Origin of the sequence: Microbacterium sp. SMR1, from assembly GCF_003289625.1 — a bacterium.
Taxonomy (GTDB): Bacteria; Actinomycetota; Actinomycetes; order Actinomycetales; family Microbacteriaceae; genus Microbacterium; species Microbacterium plantarum.
On sequence record NZ_QMBN01000002.1, the window covers coordinates 93584 to 108637 of the forward strand.

General features: G+C 69.7%; 12 protein-coding genes. 5 read left to right on the top strand and 7 right to left on the bottom strand.

Annotated features, from left to right (window positions below; all coding sequences use genetic code 11):
- The first annotated feature begins 1 nt into the window (after position 1).
- The 3 genes from DO944_RS05090 to eda are packed head-to-tail and all read left to right on the top strand — an operon-like array spanning position 2 to position 2861.
- On the top strand, positions 2-1513 hold the full coding sequence (locus tag DO944_RS05090) for an FGGY-family carbohydrate kinase (protein WP_112615347.1): 1512 nt from the start codon (positions 2-4) through the stop codon (positions 1511-1513).
- Entirely contained in the window at positions 1510-2235 is a 726-nt protein-coding gene (locus tag DO944_RS05095; RefSeq protein WP_112615349.1) for an SDR family oxidoreductase, read from the top strand. The genes DO944_RS05090 and DO944_RS05095 overlap by 4 nt, the downstream gene beginning before the upstream one ends.
- The gene (gene eda / locus DO944_RS05100; RefSeq protein ID WP_112615351.1) at positions 2235-2861 is read left to right on the top strand and encodes a bifunctional 4-hydroxy-2-oxoglutarate aldolase/2-dehydro-3-deoxy-phosphogluconate aldolase; all 627 of its coding nucleotides are present in this window, start codon (positions 2235-2237) and stop codon (positions 2859-2861) included. The genes DO944_RS05095 and eda overlap by 1 nt, the downstream gene beginning before the upstream one ends.
- Here the strand turns inward: eda and DO944_RS05105 are convergent.
- The 7 genes from DO944_RS05105 to DO944_RS05135 are packed head-to-tail and all read right to left on the bottom strand — an operon-like array spanning position 2852 to position 10509.
- On the bottom strand, positions 2852-4039 hold the full coding sequence (locus DO944_RS05105) for an ROK family transcriptional regulator (protein ID WP_112615353.1): 1188 nt from the start codon (positions 4037-4039) through the stop codon (positions 2852-2854). The two genes, eda and DO944_RS05105, sit on opposite strands and share 10 nt — an antisense overlap.
- Positions 4023-5300: a hypothetical protein gene (locus DO944_RS05110; protein ID WP_112615355.1), complete on the bottom strand. Its 1278-nt coding sequence runs from the start codon at positions 5298-5300 to the stop codon at positions 4023-4025. Before DO944_RS05110 ends, DO944_RS05105 begins: the two co-directional genes overlap by 17 nt.
- Entirely contained in the window at positions 5297-6085 is a 789-nt protein-coding gene (locus DO944_RS05115; RefSeq protein WP_112615357.1) for an ABC transporter ATP-binding protein, read from the bottom strand. Before DO944_RS05115 ends, DO944_RS05110 begins: the two co-directional genes overlap by 4 nt.
- Positions 6082-6933 carry an ABC transporter ATP-binding protein gene (locus tag DO944_RS05120; RefSeq protein ID WP_112615359.1) on the bottom strand — a complete coding sequence of 284 codons (852 nt, stop codon included), beginning with the start codon at positions 6931-6933 and terminating at the stop codon, positions 6082-6084. The genes DO944_RS05115 and DO944_RS05120 overlap by 4 nt, the downstream gene beginning before the upstream one ends.
- Positions 6930-7835: an ABC transporter permease gene (locus DO944_RS05125; protein ID WP_112615361.1), complete on the bottom strand. Its 906-nt coding sequence runs from the start codon at positions 7833-7835 to the stop codon at positions 6930-6932. Before DO944_RS05125 ends, DO944_RS05120 begins: the two co-directional genes overlap by 4 nt.
- 3 nt (positions 7836-7838) lie before the next feature.
- The gene (locus DO944_RS05130) at positions 7839-8828 is read right to left on the bottom strand and encodes an ABC transporter permease (RefSeq protein WP_112615363.1); all 990 of its coding nucleotides are present in this window, start codon (positions 8826-8828) and stop codon (positions 7839-7841) included.
- A 10-nt stretch (positions 8829-8838) separates the two neighbouring features.
- Positions 8839-10509: an ABC transporter substrate-binding protein gene (locus tag DO944_RS05135; protein ID WP_112615365.1), complete on the bottom strand. Its 1671-nt coding sequence runs from the start codon at positions 10507-10509 to the stop codon at positions 8839-8841.
- A gap of 310 nt (positions 10510-10819) precedes the next feature.
- On the opposite strand from DO944_RS05135, the gene DO944_RS05140 reads away from it, so the two are divergent.
- Positions 10820-13981, top strand: a complete 3162-nt coding sequence (locus DO944_RS05140) for a chitobiase/beta-hexosaminidase C-terminal domain-containing protein (protein WP_181574150.1) — start codon at positions 10820-10822, stop codon at positions 13979-13981.
- 67 nt (positions 13982-14048) lie between these two features.
- Positions 14049-15005 carry a RimK family alpha-L-glutamate ligase gene (locus DO944_RS05145; RefSeq protein WP_112615369.1) on the top strand — a complete coding sequence of 319 codons (957 nt, stop codon included), beginning with the start codon at positions 14049-14051 and terminating at the stop codon, positions 15003-15005.
- The last annotated feature ends 49 nt before the right edge of the window (positions 15006-15054 follow it).

The following is a 15054-nucleotide window of genomic DNA, read 5'->3' on the forward strand; positions in this document are numbered from 1 at the left end:
GATGACAGACCTCGGCACGGCGCCCGACCTCGTCCTGGCCTACGACCTCGGCACCGGCGGCTGCAAGGCCTCGCTGTGGACGCCGGCGGCGACGATGCTCGCCGAGACGGTCGTGCCGTACCCCACGAGCCATCCCGCGCCCGGACGCAACGAGCAGAGACCGGACGACTGGTGGGATGCGGTGGCCGCGTCGACCCGGCACCTGCTCGAGCGCTCCCCCGGAGCACGTGCGCGCATCGCCGGCGTCGCCCTGTCCGGCCAGAGCCTCGGCGCGGTGCAGGTCGACGAGCGCGGCGAGCTCGTCGCCCCCACGACCCCGATCTGGTCGGACACCCGCGGACGCCCGGATGCCGTCTTCGGCGACATCCCCGAGGCAGAGTGGTACCGGCGTACCGGCAACGGATTCGGCGCCGCCCTCTATCCGTTGACGAAGGCAGCCGCGTTCCGCGCCGAAGACGCCGTCGCCTGGGCGCGCACGCGGCACCTCGTCGGATCGAAGGACTGGATCAACCTGCGTCTGACCGGCGAGCTGGCGACCGACCACTCGATGGCCTCGGGAAGCGGCGCCTACGACCTCGCGACGGGCGACTACGACGACGAGCTGCTCGCCGCCGCAGAGCTGCCGCGAGACGTGTTCCCGCGCATCGTGCCGTCATCGGCGCGGGTGGGCTCGCTCACCCGAGGAGCCGCCGAAGCGCTCGGCCTGCCGAGCGGCATCCCCGTCTTCGCGGGCGCAGTCGACAACGCGGCGATGGCACTCGGCTCGCGCGGCACCGCCGAGGGGCGCATCTACGCGGCGCTGGGCTCGTCGAGCTGGATCACCGTGACCTCGGCGCAGCCCGTCATCGACGAGCACGCGCGCCCGTACGTCTTCGCCCACGCGATCCCCGGGATGTTCGTCAGCGCCCTGTCGACCTTCAGCAGCGGCACGAGCCTCGAGTGGCTGCGCGCGACGCTCGCGCCGGGCGCCGGCACCGCGGACTTCATCGGCCTCGCAGCGGACAGCGCAGCCGGAGCCCGCGGTGTGAGTTTCGTCCCGACCCTCGCCGGCGGCACCCCGCTCGAGGGCGGCAGCGGCGCGCGGGGCGGTTTCACGGGCCTGCACCTCGGCGCCGGCCCGGCGGACCTCGTGCGCGCCTGTCTGGAGGGCATCGCCTTCTCGCTCGACCGCAGCCTCGCCCTGATGCGCGAGCTCAGCGGCTCGCGCGAGCCGCTGCTCATCACCGGCGGCGGCAGCCGTTCACCCCTGTGGAACGGCATCTATGCCGACATCCTGCGCTCGCCCCTGCAGCGCTCGACCGTGGATCAGCAGGCGGCGACGCTCGGTGCCGCCACGATCGCGCTCGTCGGTCTCGGCCTCTGGGACGACTACGCCCGAGCGGATGCCGCGCACGCCGGTCTCGACGAGATCGCACCGACCTCACCCGAGTCGTACGCCGGCGCGCGAGATCGATTCGACGCAGCCGTCTCGGCGCTCGGCTCCCTCACCCCGACACAGGAGAACCCCTCATGACCGACCTCCCCCTCGTCGTCATCACCGGCGCGAGCTCCGGTATCGGCGCCGCCACCGCGCGGGCATTCGCCGCCGCAGGCCACCCCCTGCTGCTCATCGCCCGCCGCCTCGAGCCCATGGTCGAGCTGGGCCTCGAGAACGCCGAGCTCGCGGCCGTCGACGTCACCGACACCGCCGCGGTGGCCGAGGCGCTCGCGCGCGCCGAGGAGCGATTCGGCGCCGCCGACCTGCTCGTGAACAACGCGGGGCTCATGGCCCTGTCGGCGGTCGCCGAGCAGGATCCCGCGCTCGTCCAGGAGCAGTTCGACGTCAACTGCGTCGCCCTCATGAAGAACAGCCAGCTCGTCCTGCCCGGGATGCAGACGCGTCGCCGCGGCACCATCGTCAACATCGGCTCGATCGCGGGCAAGCAGCTGTACACCGACCACACCGTGTACAACGGCACGAAGTACGCCGTCCACGCGATGACCGAGGGGCTGCGCCGCGAGAACGCCGCCCACGGCGTGCGGGTGCTGCTCGTCGCCCCGGGCATGGTCGACACCGGTCTGCTCGGCAACACCGGCGAGGGCGCCGTGCTCGACGGCTACCTCGACTACAAGAGCAGCATCGGCGGCGGCCTGCGTCCGGACGACATCGCGCAGGCGATCCTGACCGCCTACCAGCTGCCCCAGCACATCAGCTTCCGCGAGATCGTGGTCGCCCCGACGTCGCAAGACGCCTGATGAAGCGTCGCGGCATCCCCGGCGCCGGACCGCTGCGCGGCGAACCGATCGTGCCGGTCGTGGTGTTGCACGATGCGGCCGACGCGCACCCTCTCGCCGACGCGCTCGTGGCCGGCGGCATCCGGTGCGCTGAGATCACGCTGCGCACTCCCGCGGGCATCGAGGCCATCCGCGCGCTGCGCGATCGCGACGACATCCTCGTCGGCGCGGGCACCGTCGTCGACCCCGACCAGGTCGACGCGGTCGTCGAGGCGGGAGCCGCGTTCGCCGTCTCGCCGGGCTTCGACGCGGACGTCGTCGACCGCTGCGCCGAGCGCGGCCTTCCGATCGTTCCCGGCGTCGCAACGGCGAGCGACATCCAGGCGGCGCTGCGCCGCGGCCTCCGCTATCTGAAGCTCTTCCCCGCGGGACTCGTCGGCGGCCTCGCGGCGGTCCGCGCGTTCGCGGGCCCGTTCCCCGACGTTCGGTTCCTGCCGTCGGGCGGGGTCTCGGCCGCCAATGCCGCGGAGTACCTCGCCGACCCCGCCGTGTTCGCCGTCAGCGGCTCGTGGATGGTGCCGGTCGACGCGCTCCGCGCCGGCGATTGGGATGCCGTCGAGCGCCTCTCGCGCGCCGCTCAGACCTGAGCCCGCGGACCCGCCAGCGCCTCGCGAAGCACGATCGCGGCACCGCCGAGCGCGGCCGAGCGGCTCGGGTCGGCCGAGGCCACGACGCGCACGGGGTGAGACCGGCGCGCGAAGAAGGTGTCGGCCAGCACCGAGCCGATTCGTTCGGCGAACACCGGCCCGGCGCCCGCGAACCCGGCCCCCGTGAGCACGACGAGGTCGAGGTCCAGGAGGTTCACGAGGCTCGTCACCGCGACGGCGAGCGCATCCGCCGACCGGGCAACCGTGTCGACGGCGTGGGGGTCGTCGCCCGCACCCGCGCGCGCGGCGATGTCGATCCAATCACGGCGCTCGCCCGACACGGCGAAGTAGCGTTCCTCCGCCGCGGGCGGCGCGGCGAACAGCTCCAGGCAGCCGTGGTTGCCGCAGTGGCAGCGCGGCCCGTCGAGGTCGATCGACACATGGCCGATCTCTCCCGCATTGCCGCTGATGCCGCGGAGCAGCTCGCCCGCGATCATGATGCCGGCCCCGATGCCGATGCCCATGTGGATCGTGGCGAACGTCCCCTGCCCGTTCGTCGCGCGCGACCAGTACTCCCCCGCGGCAGCGGCGGTCGCATCGTTCTCCATGACGACCGGCAGGGCGAGAGCCTCGGCGAGCGCGTCGCGCACGCTGAAGTCCGACCAGGGCAGCGACGACGGCAGCTGCACAGCCGCTCCGCTCCTGACGTCGATGGGCCCCGGCACGACCATCCCCACGCCGGCCACGATCTCGCGCTCGATCCCGGCCTCGCCGATGATCGACTCGACCTCCTCGGCGATGCGGCGGACGACCTCGGCGGGCTCCAGCCGGTCGGCCCCCGCCGCCGAGCGCTCGGCGACGAGCTCACCCCAGACGTTCACCACCACGTACGAGGTCGCCGCGAACCCGAGAACGATGCCGATCGCGTAGCGCGAGTCGGGTCGGGCCTCGAGCAGCGTCCGCCGTTTGCCGCCGGTCGGCTCACCCACCCCCGTCTCGACGACGAGGCCGTCGGCGATGAGGTCGCGCACCACGGTGGTCATGGTCGCGGGTGTCAGCGCGGTCGCCTCGGCGAGCTCGGTGCGGCTGATCGGGCCGGCCACCCGGATCAGCTCGAGCACGACGGCTCGCGTCGGGCGCCGCACGGGTACGCCGTCGGGCTCAGGGGCGGGACGCATCGGCGTGCCTGCCGGGGGCCCGTCGCGGCAGCAGTGCGAGGGTCGTACCGAGCGGGTCGGGCATCACGAAGTGCCCGAAGGTGTCGTTGGCGAAGAACATGACGCCGTCCAGCATCGCACTCAGCTCGCTGTACACCGCGCGCTGGCGGTGCCAGAAGTGCGGCGAGTCGAGGTAGACCCGATACCAGTACCAGGGGTCGACGAAGTCGAGCGAGTAGATGATCTCGAGCTCACCCCCGAGGCGTGCGCGCAGCGCGATCTTGCTGCGGGCCGATTCGGCGATGTTCTCCTCGCGCGCGAGCACCGCGAAGTTCGAGACGACGATGCCGCTCAGCGCCGCGTAGGCATCATCGGTCATGCCCCACACGTCCTGCTCCACCTCGACGGGCCAGAACGAGTCCTGCCAGTAGATGCGTGCTCCCGCGGCTGTCCCGCGCGCGCCCGCGTCGAGCAGTTCGCGGAGCCGCGTGAAGAACCGCGTCACCGACGCGCGCCGTGCGGGAGTCGATTCCACAGCGTGCTCGGGATGCCAGATGCCGATGAGGCCGAACTGATTGCCGAGCGTGATGCCGTCGAGCCCGAAATCGGCGACGAACGCCGCGATCTGACGTGCGGCGAACCGCTCCACCGGCTCACCAGCCGGGATGCCGTCCGGATACGCCGCGTACGTCTCGGTGTCGGCATCGAGCACCCCGGCGACGTCGAGGAGACCTGGGGCGATGTTGCCGCCGGCATCCACCCAGCCGGATGCCGCCTCGGGATGCCGCTCCGTCTTCCACACGCACGCGCAGAACTCCGACCCCGGCTCGAGGTACTCGAGCAGCAGGAGGGGGATGCCGCGCCGCCGCGCCTCGTCGCGAAATGCCCGGTAGATCGCCGCGAGAGTGGCGTAGTCCATCGGCTGCTCGCTGAGTACGAACGCCGGCCCCGCGTGGTACGGGTTGCCCGCGATGACCCGGTCCTCCCGCGCGACGCGCAGCCAGTGGCCGTTGTGGTCCCGCGTCGAGACGGCGGTGCCGACGTAGGAGTTGTAGCGCCCCCAGTCGAAGCGCGTCGCCTCGTGTTCCGCACCCGGGTACGCGAGCACGTGATCGCCGTTGCCGGCGCAGAAGGTCACGACCACCTCATCGACGCGGGCGAACCAGTCGGCGTAGTGGTCGAAGAACGACGCGACCCCGGGCCGCGGGTCGGCGAGGTCGGCGAAGATCTTCGGAGTCACCCACGTGTGCGCCCGCTGCGCACGGCGCGCATCGCCGCTCACGAGGTCTCCGCGAAGCGGCGGTGCGGGTCGGGCGCCGCATCCGCGAGCCGCTGCGTATAGGGGTGCTGCGGATGCAGGATGACGTCGTCCGCCGGCCCGCGCTCGACGATCTCGCCGTGGTACATGACGAGGATCTCGTCGGAGAAGTGCCGCGCGGTCGCGAGGTCGTGGGTGATGTACAGCACCGCGAGGTCGTCCTGCCGCTGGATGTCGGCGAGCAGCCGCAGCACGCCGAGCCGGATCGACACGTCGAGCATCGACACCGGCTCGTCGGCGATCAGCACGCGCGGCGCCGGCGCAAGGGCGCGAGCGATCGCGACCCGCTGACGCTGGCCACCCGACAGCTCGTGCGGACGGCGGTGCAGGTACTCGTCGGGGTCGAGCTGCACGCGTTCGAGCAGCTCGGCGGCGGCCCGCTGCACCTGCATCCGCCCCCGCGCACGCCCCGACATCACGAGGGGACGGGCGATGTGGTGGTAGATCGAGTGGAACGGGTTCAGCGAGGCGAACGGATCCTGGAAGACCATCTGCACCGCGGTGCGGTACTGCCGTGCCCCGCGCCCCCGGGTCGGGGGCTTCTCGCCGTCGAGCGAGATCTCACCGCCGCTGGGCTGCTCGAGCAGCAGAAGCATCTTGGCGATCGTCGACTTGCCGCTGCCGCTCTCACCCACGAGCGCGACCGTCTGCCCGTAGTCGATCGAGAGGTCGACGCCTTTCACCGCCTCGACGGCGCCGCGCCCCGTGCCGTAGGTCTTGCGCAGGCCGATGGCCTCGATCGCGCTCATGCGCCCTCCTCCGTCGCCGCCGCCGCCGCGCCGGCATACCCCAGTCGCTCCCCCGTGAGGCTGGGGAACGCGGCGAGCAGCTCGCGCGTGTACGGGTCTCGCGGCCGGTGATAGATGTCTCGCGTCGAAGCGAGTTCGACGATCTCGCCGCGCCGCATGATCGCGATGCGGTCGCTGATCTCGAGCAGCAGCGGCAGGTCGTGCGTGATGAAGATGACGGCGAAGCCCAGTTCGTCGCGCAGTCGGGTGATCTCGGCGATGATCTCGCGCTGCACGACGACGTCGAGGGCGGTCGTCGGCTCGTCCATGATCATCACGGGCGGATCGAGCAGCAGCGCCATCGCGATCATGACGCGCTGGCGCATCCCGCCCGACAGCTCGTGCGCATAGGCGTCGAGCCGCTCGGCAGGCACACCTACGACACGCATGAGGTGCTCGCAGCGGTCACGGCGCTCCTGCTTCGTCATCGTCGGGCGGTGGGTGGTCAGCACGTCCTCGAGCTGGGCACGGACGCGCAGCACCGGGTTGAGCGCGTTCATCGCACCCTGGAAGACCATCGAGATGCGATCCCAGCGGAACGCCCGCAGCGCGGCACCCTCGAGCTCGTCGACGCGCACCGGCTGGTCACCGCCCAGGAAGCGGACACCCCCGCCGACGACCTCGGCCGGCGGCTTCAGCAGCTGTGTGATGCCGTAGGCGAGGGTGGTCTTGCCGCATCCCGATTCGCCCGCGATGCCGAGGATCTCGCCTCGCCGGAGGTCGAAGCTCACTCCCGCGACGGCGTGCACGACCGGGTCCGAGGCGTAGTCGATGCGCAGGTCCTCGACGCTCAGCACGATGTCGTTCATGAGAGAGCCTTCCGACGGGGACGCGCTGCGACGGGCAGACGCAGCTTGGGGTTCACTATCTCGTCGAGGGCGAAGTTGACGAGTGACAACGCCGCGCCGAGCGTCGCGATCAGCAGGCCCGGCGGCACGAACCACCACCACGCCCCGGCCCGCAGCGCCGAGTTCATCTGTGCGTCGTAGAGCATGCGCCCCCACGTGTAGTCGCCCGTCACGCCGAGGCCGAGGTACGACAGCCCCGCCTCGGCGAGGATCGCCGACACGACGCCGAAGATGAAAGACGACGCGAGGATGGGCAGCAGATTCGGCAGGATCTCGACCGTGATGATGCGGAACGTCCGTTCGCCCGCGACGCGCGCGGCCGCCACGTAGTCGCGGTTGCGCAGGCTCAGGGTGACCGCGCGCAGCACGCGCGCGCCGCCGGCCCAGCTCGTGAGCGCCAGGATCAGGGCGACGACCCCGAGACCACGGCTCTCGACGTAGCTCGACACGACGATGATGAGCGGCAGCCCCGGGATGACCAGGGCGATGTTCGTGATGAGCGAGAAACCCTCGTCGAACCAGCGCCCCAGGTAGGCGCCGACGATGCCGAAGAACGCCGAGAGCACGAGGCTGAGCACGCCGACGACTACACCGATGAGCAGCGAGTTCGTCGTCGACACGGCGAGCTGCGCGAAGATGTCCTGCCCCTTCTGCGTCGTGCCGAGCCAGAACTCGGCGCTCGGCGGGGTGATCCCGATCGGGCGGATGCGGAACGGGTCGCCGACGAAGAACGGGGCGACGAGGCCGAACAGCACGATGGCGAACGTGATCGACAGTCCGACCACCAGCTTCGTGCTGACGGGGCGACGACGGCGGCGCGGCGACAGCTGCGCGAGGGTGGCGGTGACCGATTGCGACGACATCCGTTACCTCCGGATCCGGGTACGGGGGTCGATGACTCCGTAGAAGAGGTCGACGATGAGGTTGGCGGCGAGCACGGCCAGCGTGATCACGAGGAAGAGTCCCTGCATGAGCGCGTAGTCGTTGTTGTTCACCGACTGCAGCAGGGCGTATCCGATGCCCGGATACGAGAAGACCTGCTCGGTGACGAGCGAGCCCGAGACGACGAAGCCGAGCGAGAGGGCGAAGCCGGCGACGGACGGGAGGATGGCGTTTCGCGCGGCATACCGCTGCCGCACGCGCACCGGCGAGAGGCCCTTCGCCTCGGCGGTGGTGATGTAGTCCTCGGACAGCGTCGCGACCATCATGTTGCGCATGCCCAGCATCCAGCCGCCGACCGAGCTGATGACGATCGTGAGCGCGGGCAGGAACGCGTAGTACACGGCGCTGCCCACGAAGTCGGCCGACCAACCCGGCATCGTGCTGTAGATGTCGTACCCGCCGAAGGCCGGGAAGATCGGCCAGATGACCGCCAGCAGGTACACCAGGATGATGGCCATCCAGAAGTACGGCACCGCCTGGAGCATCGTCGTGATGGGGATGAGGTTGTCGAGCCAGCCGCCGCGACGCCACCCGGCGATCGTGCCGAGGGTGATGCCGAGCACGAACGAGAGCACGGTCGACACCCCCACGAGCACGATCGTCCAGGGCAGCGCCTGCGAGATGACGTCGACGACCGGCGTCGGGTAGTACGTGATCGAAGGCCCGAAGTCGAACGTCACCACGTTGCGGAGGTACCCGAGGTACGCCTCCCACACGGGGACGTCGGTGCCAGTGCCCAGCAGCAGCTCGAGGCTCTGCCGCGCCGCCGGGCTGACCGGGCCCTTCTGCGCGAGCTTCGCGAGCATGATGTCGACCGGGTTGCCCGGCAGCAGGCGCGGGATGAAGAAGTTCAGGGTCACGGCGGCCCACAGCGCGATGGCGTAGAACGCGAGCTTTTTTGCGTAGTACTTCATCCCCGCCGGCTCACTCCCCGACCGGCTGCAGGTTCGCCGCCACGACGCCCAGGTTCCAGATCGACCAGGCGGCGGGGAACGCGTACAGGTCGTCCTCCGTCGGCCAGCCCGTGGCGTCGTCGGTGTTGTAGTACGTGACCGTCGGGACGACGAGCACGGGGATGTAGGGCATGGATGCCGCGATGATCCGCTGGATCTCGAAGTACAGCTCGCGGCGTCGCTCCGGGTCGACCTCGACGCGGGCTTGGTCCACGAGTGCGTCGACCTCGGGGTCGGTGTACCGCGAGTAGCTCGTGGGAGCCTGCTCCCCGACCGGTGCCGTGGCGGCGGTCGTGTAGTAGTTCGCGTAGATGTAGTACGGGTCGGCCGACGGACCCTGATAGACGCCGTCCATCGTGAACGAGAACTTGCCCGAGAACCGATTCTCGTTCCACTGCGCGCCGGGGAGCGCCTCGGGCTTCAGGTCGATGCCGATGTCGGCGAGCTGCTGCGAGGCGACCTCGACGGCGGTGACGTAGGAGGTCCACTCCTGCGGAACCTGCACCGTGACGCTCAGTCGCTCGCCGTCCTTCTCGTAGATGCCGTCGGCGCCCGGAGCCCACCCGGCCTCCTGGAGCACGGCCGCGGCAGCCGCCGGGTCGGCGGACGGTGACGTCGTGTCGCCGAGATCCGACGCGATGTACTCCGCGTCGCGCTCGGGCAGCAGCATGGCCGGTGAGACCGCGCCGCCGAGGCCCTCGAAGGCGATGTCGATGATCTCCTGCCGGTCGAGACCGAGGCTGATGGCGAGCCGCACGGCGGGGTCTGTCTGGGGTCCGGAACAGCCCAGCGAGGCGTCGGCGCACGAGATCCACGCGGTCTGGTTGATGGGCGTGTTGATCTGATTGAGAGTCGGGTGCGACTCGACCTCGTCGGAGAAGTCGGGGACCAGTCCGGTGTTCCAGTCGAGCTGGCCGTTGACCATCGCGGTGGTGGCCGCGTCACCGCTCGCGAAGGAGACGTAGCGCAGCGTCTCGAGCGCGGGCTTGCCCTCCTGCCAGTACGAGGTGTTCTTCTGCAGGACGTAGCTCTGGGGCGTGAAGGTCGAGAGCGTGAACGGTCCGGTGCCGACGGGCTCCTCGTTGACGAAGTTGGCGACGTCGTCGTACGTGGACCAGAGGTGTTCGGGCACGATCGCGGTGCGACCGATGAGCTCGGGGCCGATCGGCAGCGACGGCTCGTCGAAGGTGACGACGACGGTGTCGTCGTCGACCGCCTCGGCCGAGCCGGTGTAGCCGATGGTGTTGATCTCGGGGGTGTCGGCGATGAGGTCGAAGGTGAAGGCGACGTCATCCGCGGTCAGGGCCTCGCCATCCGACCAGGTGACCCCGTTGCGGACCTGGATCGTCAGCTCCGTCGCTTCGTCGTTCCACGAGTACTCGGTGCCGAGCATCGGCTTCGGCTCACCGACGGCGAGGTTGTTGTAGAAGAACAGCGGCTCGTAGATCGCCCCGAGCGTCGGCTGGAGCACGTTCGGCGAGAACGGATTGAAGTTCTTCGTGATGTCGCCGATCGCGCCCGTCGAGATCGAGATTCCGCGGTCGTCGCCGCTCTGCGGAGCGCAGCCGCTGACGAGCAGCAGCGCCACGGCTCCCGCGGCGAGTGGCATCGCGGCACGGGACCAGGGGGTACGGAGGATCATCGTCGTTCCTTTCCGACACGTCGATGTGCGGGCTCGGGGCCGGGTGGTCCGGCGAAAGTAAAGTATCTGAAATTAGCCGAAATGGGTAGCCCCACTACAGATCTGAGCCGGGTACTCGCTCTTGTGGGCTGTCGAAGCGCTGATATACCGTGCTCCACAACAGATGTTCGTAGTCGCACTACCTGGTGTCGCCATCGACGGTCCCGAACCCGTGCGCGACTGCGCTCCATCGACGCAGATAGGAGATCCCCCCGTGAAACGACGAATCGGCGCTGCAGTCGCAGCGACCGCCACAGTGATAGCCGGGTCCGTGGCCGCTGCCGCGCTCGGACCGGTCTCACCCGCCACCGCCGACGACACCACGCCCGCAGAGCAGCGGACGGTCACCGTCGCGCTCGATCAGACCGTGCAGGAGGACTACCTCGGCATCGGCGTGAACGTCATCCCGTGGAGCCTGCTCGAGGGCACCACCCGCCTCGGCTACGACGACGCCGACTGGGAGGTCGACGTCGAGCGCATCCTCACGTTGCAGCCGAAGGTCGCTCGCGTCTGGTTCCAGATCGACTGGATGGAGCTGGAGAAGGGACAGTACGACTTCGACAGCCCCGAGATGCGGGCCTTCTACCGTTACCTCGACGCGTTCGAGCAGGCGGGAACCGAGGTCCTGCTGAACTTCGGTTGGAAGGTCGGCGAGCGCGTCCACGACTGGTTCCTCTACCCCGGCGTGACCAAGCCCTACGAGAGCGCCCCCGGCGACCTCGACGCCTACGGCCGCTCGGCTTCGGCTCTCCTCGACGAGCTGATCAATGCACGTGGCTACGACAACATCGACTTCCTGACCTTCTACAACGAACCCAACGGGAGCTGGGACTTCGAGGGACCGGCCGACCAGAAGGCGTACTACGCCGAGATGGCACGCAAGGTCCACGACCAGCTGATCGCGGACGGCCTGCGCGACGAGGTGCAGATCTGGGGTCCGGAGGAGGTCAACGCCCCCGACTGGACCCAGTACATGGCTGAGAACGCGGGCGATGTCTTCGACCAGTACTCGTTCCACCTCTACGGCGAGTCGTACGAGTTCCTCGGCGACGCGATCGACCAGCGCCGGTCGACGATCGGCGACGCGCCGTTGAACCTCTCCGAGATGGGGTGGACCAACCCCGGCACGAGCGTCTGGGAGACCGGCTACGCCAACTACATCATCGGCAGCGCCAACAATGGCGTCCACTCGAACCTCGTGTGGCAGCTGAACGGCGTGATGACTCACGACCCGGCGGGTGACACGAACGGCTCCTACAACCTGTGGGACTCGCTCGTCCTCGGCCTCGAGCCGACGGCGGCCTTCTACGAGGCGGGCCTGCTCATGCGGTACATCCCCGAGCACAGCACGGTGCTGGGAACCGAGACCTCGCACGACGACGTCCGCGCCACTGCGTTCCGGGACCGCGACGGCGAGCTCACCGTGCTCGTCGAGACCCAGTCGGGCTCGCCGAAGGACGTTCGCGTGGAGTTCACCGGCGGTGACGTCAGCGAGCCGTTCACGCGCCTGGCGTACTCCGACTCGATCGTCGAGCGGGAGAAGAATGCGCTGCTGCCCGCGTCATCGGGAACGCTGACGCCGTCGAGCAACGCGTTCACCGACGACGCGATCGGCGACGAGAACACCTTCGCCATCTACACGACCTCGCCGGCGGCGACCCAGGTGGCCGTCGACCCGGTCGAGTCGACCATCGCCGGCGGGTCGCAGCTCGACCTCGACGCCCGCATCATCGATGGAGCCGGTGACCTGACCTGGTCGGTCGTCGGGGAGGATAACGGCTCGATCGACGCGAACGGCGTCTTCACGGCGCCGGATGTCGACACCGAGCGCACCGTCGCGATCCGCGCGACCCTGGCCGACGGCGTGTACGGCGTCGCTCAGGTGCTCGTGACTCCCGCGTCCGAGCCGGGGGTCGCGGACGCCCCGGTGTTCAGCCTCGAGCCCGGGCTCTACGAGTCGGTCGAGGCCGTGAGTATCACGACCGGGACGCCCGACGCCGAGATCCGGTACACGACGGACGGCAGCGTCCCGACGGCGGACTCGACGCTCTACACGGGGCAGATCGTGCTCGAGCCGCTCAAGACCACCTACCTCCGGGCGATCGCGGTCGGCGATGGGCTCGAGGACTCCGGGGTGACCTCGCGGCTGTACAAGGTGCGTGACGTGCAGAACGCCCCCGACGGGTACGCCTTCTGCCAGTACCAGGACCGCGGCGACTGCATCTTCGAGGGCGAGGCGAGCGTCGCGTTCGGCTCGGATGGCCTGTTCCGCTACGGCACCTTCACCGGCGGCGTCGACTGCACCGCCGCGAGCTTCGGCGGCGACCCGAACCCGGGCGGCGACAACCGGTGCTTCGTGAACCCCGACGTTCCCGAGGAACAGCCGATCGTCACCATCTACAACGCCGGCTTCGAGCGGCCCGCCACCGGCGGGACGTCGAACGGACCGATGGTCAACGGATGGACGTTCAGCGCGCGTGCCGGCATCCAGCACAACAACAGCGTCTTCCAGCCCGCTTTCCCCGCCCCGCAGGGCGAGCGCACGGCGTACCTGAAGAGCGACTCGGGGCTCGCGAGCCGCATCGACCAGACCGTGCGGTTCCCGGCCGGCACCTTCGCGATCACCTTCGCGGCGGCGAATCGCGTGGGGTTTGGCGGTCAGCAGGAGTTCGACGTTCTCGTGGACGACCAGAACCTCGGACACTTCGTGCCGACGCGGGATGGGAAGTACACCGCCTTCGAGTCCGAGCCGTTCACCGTCGAGGAGGGCGAGCACACGATCTCGTTCGTCGCGACGACGACCGAGGGCGACAACACCGGTTTCGTCGACGACGTGCAGGTGGTCGTGGCCTCGACGCCGGAGCCCGAGCCTGACACGGTCAAGCCGGTGGTGACACTCACCGCTCCGACGACGGCCGGTCCGCATCGGTCGCTCGATCTGAAGGTCGACGCAACCGACGACCGCGGGCTCGCGCGCATCGTGGCCAACGTCTACCGTGACGGCACGCTCGTCAAGAGCACGCAGACCGCCGTCGACGGCGCCGCAGCCGCGACGCACGCGGCTGCGGTGACGCTGCCCGACGGCACCTACACGGTCCGTTACAACGCGCACGATCTGGCCGGCAATGTCGCGCAGACGAAGACGTTCGACGTGACGATCGACGCCACCGCGCCGAGCGTCACGGTGAAGGACGGGGCGTCGTTCACAGCCCGCGACGGCGACGACTACTCGCTGGTGAGCTTCAAGCTGCACGACGCGGGCAAGATCGACAAGGCCGTGCTGAACGGCGTGACGAAGGACCTGACGAACAACGCGTGGTCTGACGTCAACTTCGTGAAGCCCGGGGTCTTCGGTGCCGTGTCGGGGACGAACACGCTCGTCGTGCACGACGTCGCCGGCAACACGACGACGGTCGAGTTCACCCTGCGGTGAGCTGAGCGACCGCACAGAGGCGGGTCCGGGTGCGCCCGGGCCCGCCTCTCCGGCTTAGCCTGGCGGGATGTCGTTGTCGCCGAAGGTGTACGTGATCCACGAGAACCCCGAGTGGTGGGCGCCCTTCGCGGCCGCGTTCGCCGCCGAGGACGTCCCCGCCGAGCAGTGGCTGCTCACCGACGGATCCATCGATCTGTCCGCCGAGCCGCCGCAGGGGGTCTTCTGGTCGCGGCTGTCGGCATCGGCGCACACGCGCGATCACGCGCAGTCGAAGGAGTACGGCCGCGCAGTGCTGCGCTGGCTCGAGTCGTGGGGCCGTACGGTGATCGGCGGCAGCCACGTCCTCGAGTTCGAGGTCAGCAAGGTCGCCCAGCATGCCGTCCTGCGGACGAGCGGCATCGACGTCCCGCACACCGTCGCCGTCTTCGGCACCGGTGACCTGAAGGAGCGCGCACGCGAGTTCCCGGTGCCGTTCATCAGCAAGCACAACCAGGGCGGCAAGGGTCTCGGCGTCCGCCGCTGGGACTCCCACGACGAGTTCGACGCCTGGGTCGACGGCCCCGAGTTCGAGGCATCCCCCGACGGCATCACACTCATCCAGGAGTTCCTGTTCGCCCGTGAGCCGTTCATCACCCGCGCCGAGTACGTCGGCGGTGAGTTCGTCTACGCCGTGCGCGTCGACACGAGCGCCGGCAGCTTCGAGCTCTGCCCCGCCGATGCGTGCGTCGTCGACCCCGCCGCGGGCACGGGCGCCACCCCGGCCTATCCGCCCTTCGCGCTGCGCGACGAGATCACCGCCGACCACCCCCTGGTCGTGCAGCACCGCGACTTCCTCCGCGCCGTCGACATCCGCATCGCCGGGATCGAGTTCGTCGAGACGATCGACGGGCGACTCGTCACCTACGACCTCAACACGAACACGAACTACAACCCCGACGTCGAGGCCTCGGCTCACGCATCCGGGCCGGGCGAGATCGCCCGGTTCCTCGGCGGACTGCTCTCGTCGTCCTCCTCCGCGGCCTGAGCCGCCGCGATCATCGCGTCGTAGCGCGCGCATCGACGCGCCCACGACA

Bases quoted from the DNA above. Each gene is read 5' to 3' on its own strand.
- DO944_RS05090 (WP_112615347.1), top strand. From the start codon at position 2: ATGACAGACCTCGGCACGGCGCCCGACCTCGTCCTGGCCTACGACCTC.
- DO944_RS05120 (WP_112615359.1), bottom strand. From the start codon at position 6,933: ATGAACGACATCGTGCTGAGCGTCGAGGACCTGCGCATCGACTACGCC.
- DO944_RS05145 (WP_112615369.1), top strand. From the start codon at position 14,049: ATGTCGTTGTCGCCGAAGGTGTACGTGATCCACGAGAACCCCGAGTGG.
- DO944_RS05095 (WP_112615349.1), top strand. From the start codon at position 1,510: ATGACCGACCTCCCCCTCGTCGTCATCACCGGCGCGAGCTCCGGTATC.
- DO944_RS05105 (WP_112615353.1), bottom strand. From the start codon at position 4,039: ATGCGTCCCGCCCCTGAGCCCGACGGCGTACCCGTGCGGCGCCCGACG.
- DO944_RS05125 (WP_112615361.1), bottom strand. From the start codon at position 7,835: ATGTCGTCGCAATCGGTCACCGCCACCCTCGCGCAGCTGTCGCCGCGC.
- eda (WP_112615351.1), top strand. From the start codon at position 2,235: ATGAAGCGTCGCGGCATCCCCGGCGCCGGACCGCTGCGCGGCGAACCG.
- DO944_RS05130 (WP_112615363.1), bottom strand. From the start codon at position 8,828: ATGAAGTACTACGCAAAAAAGCTCGCGTTCTACGCCATCGCGCTGTGG.
- DO944_RS05135 (WP_112615365.1), bottom strand. From the start codon at position 10,509: ATGATCCTCCGTACCCCCTGGTCCCGTGCCGCGATGCCACTCGCCGCG.
- DO944_RS05115 (WP_112615357.1), bottom strand. From the start codon at position 6,085: ATGAGCGCGATCGAGGCCATCGGCCTGCGCAAGACCTACGGCACGGGG.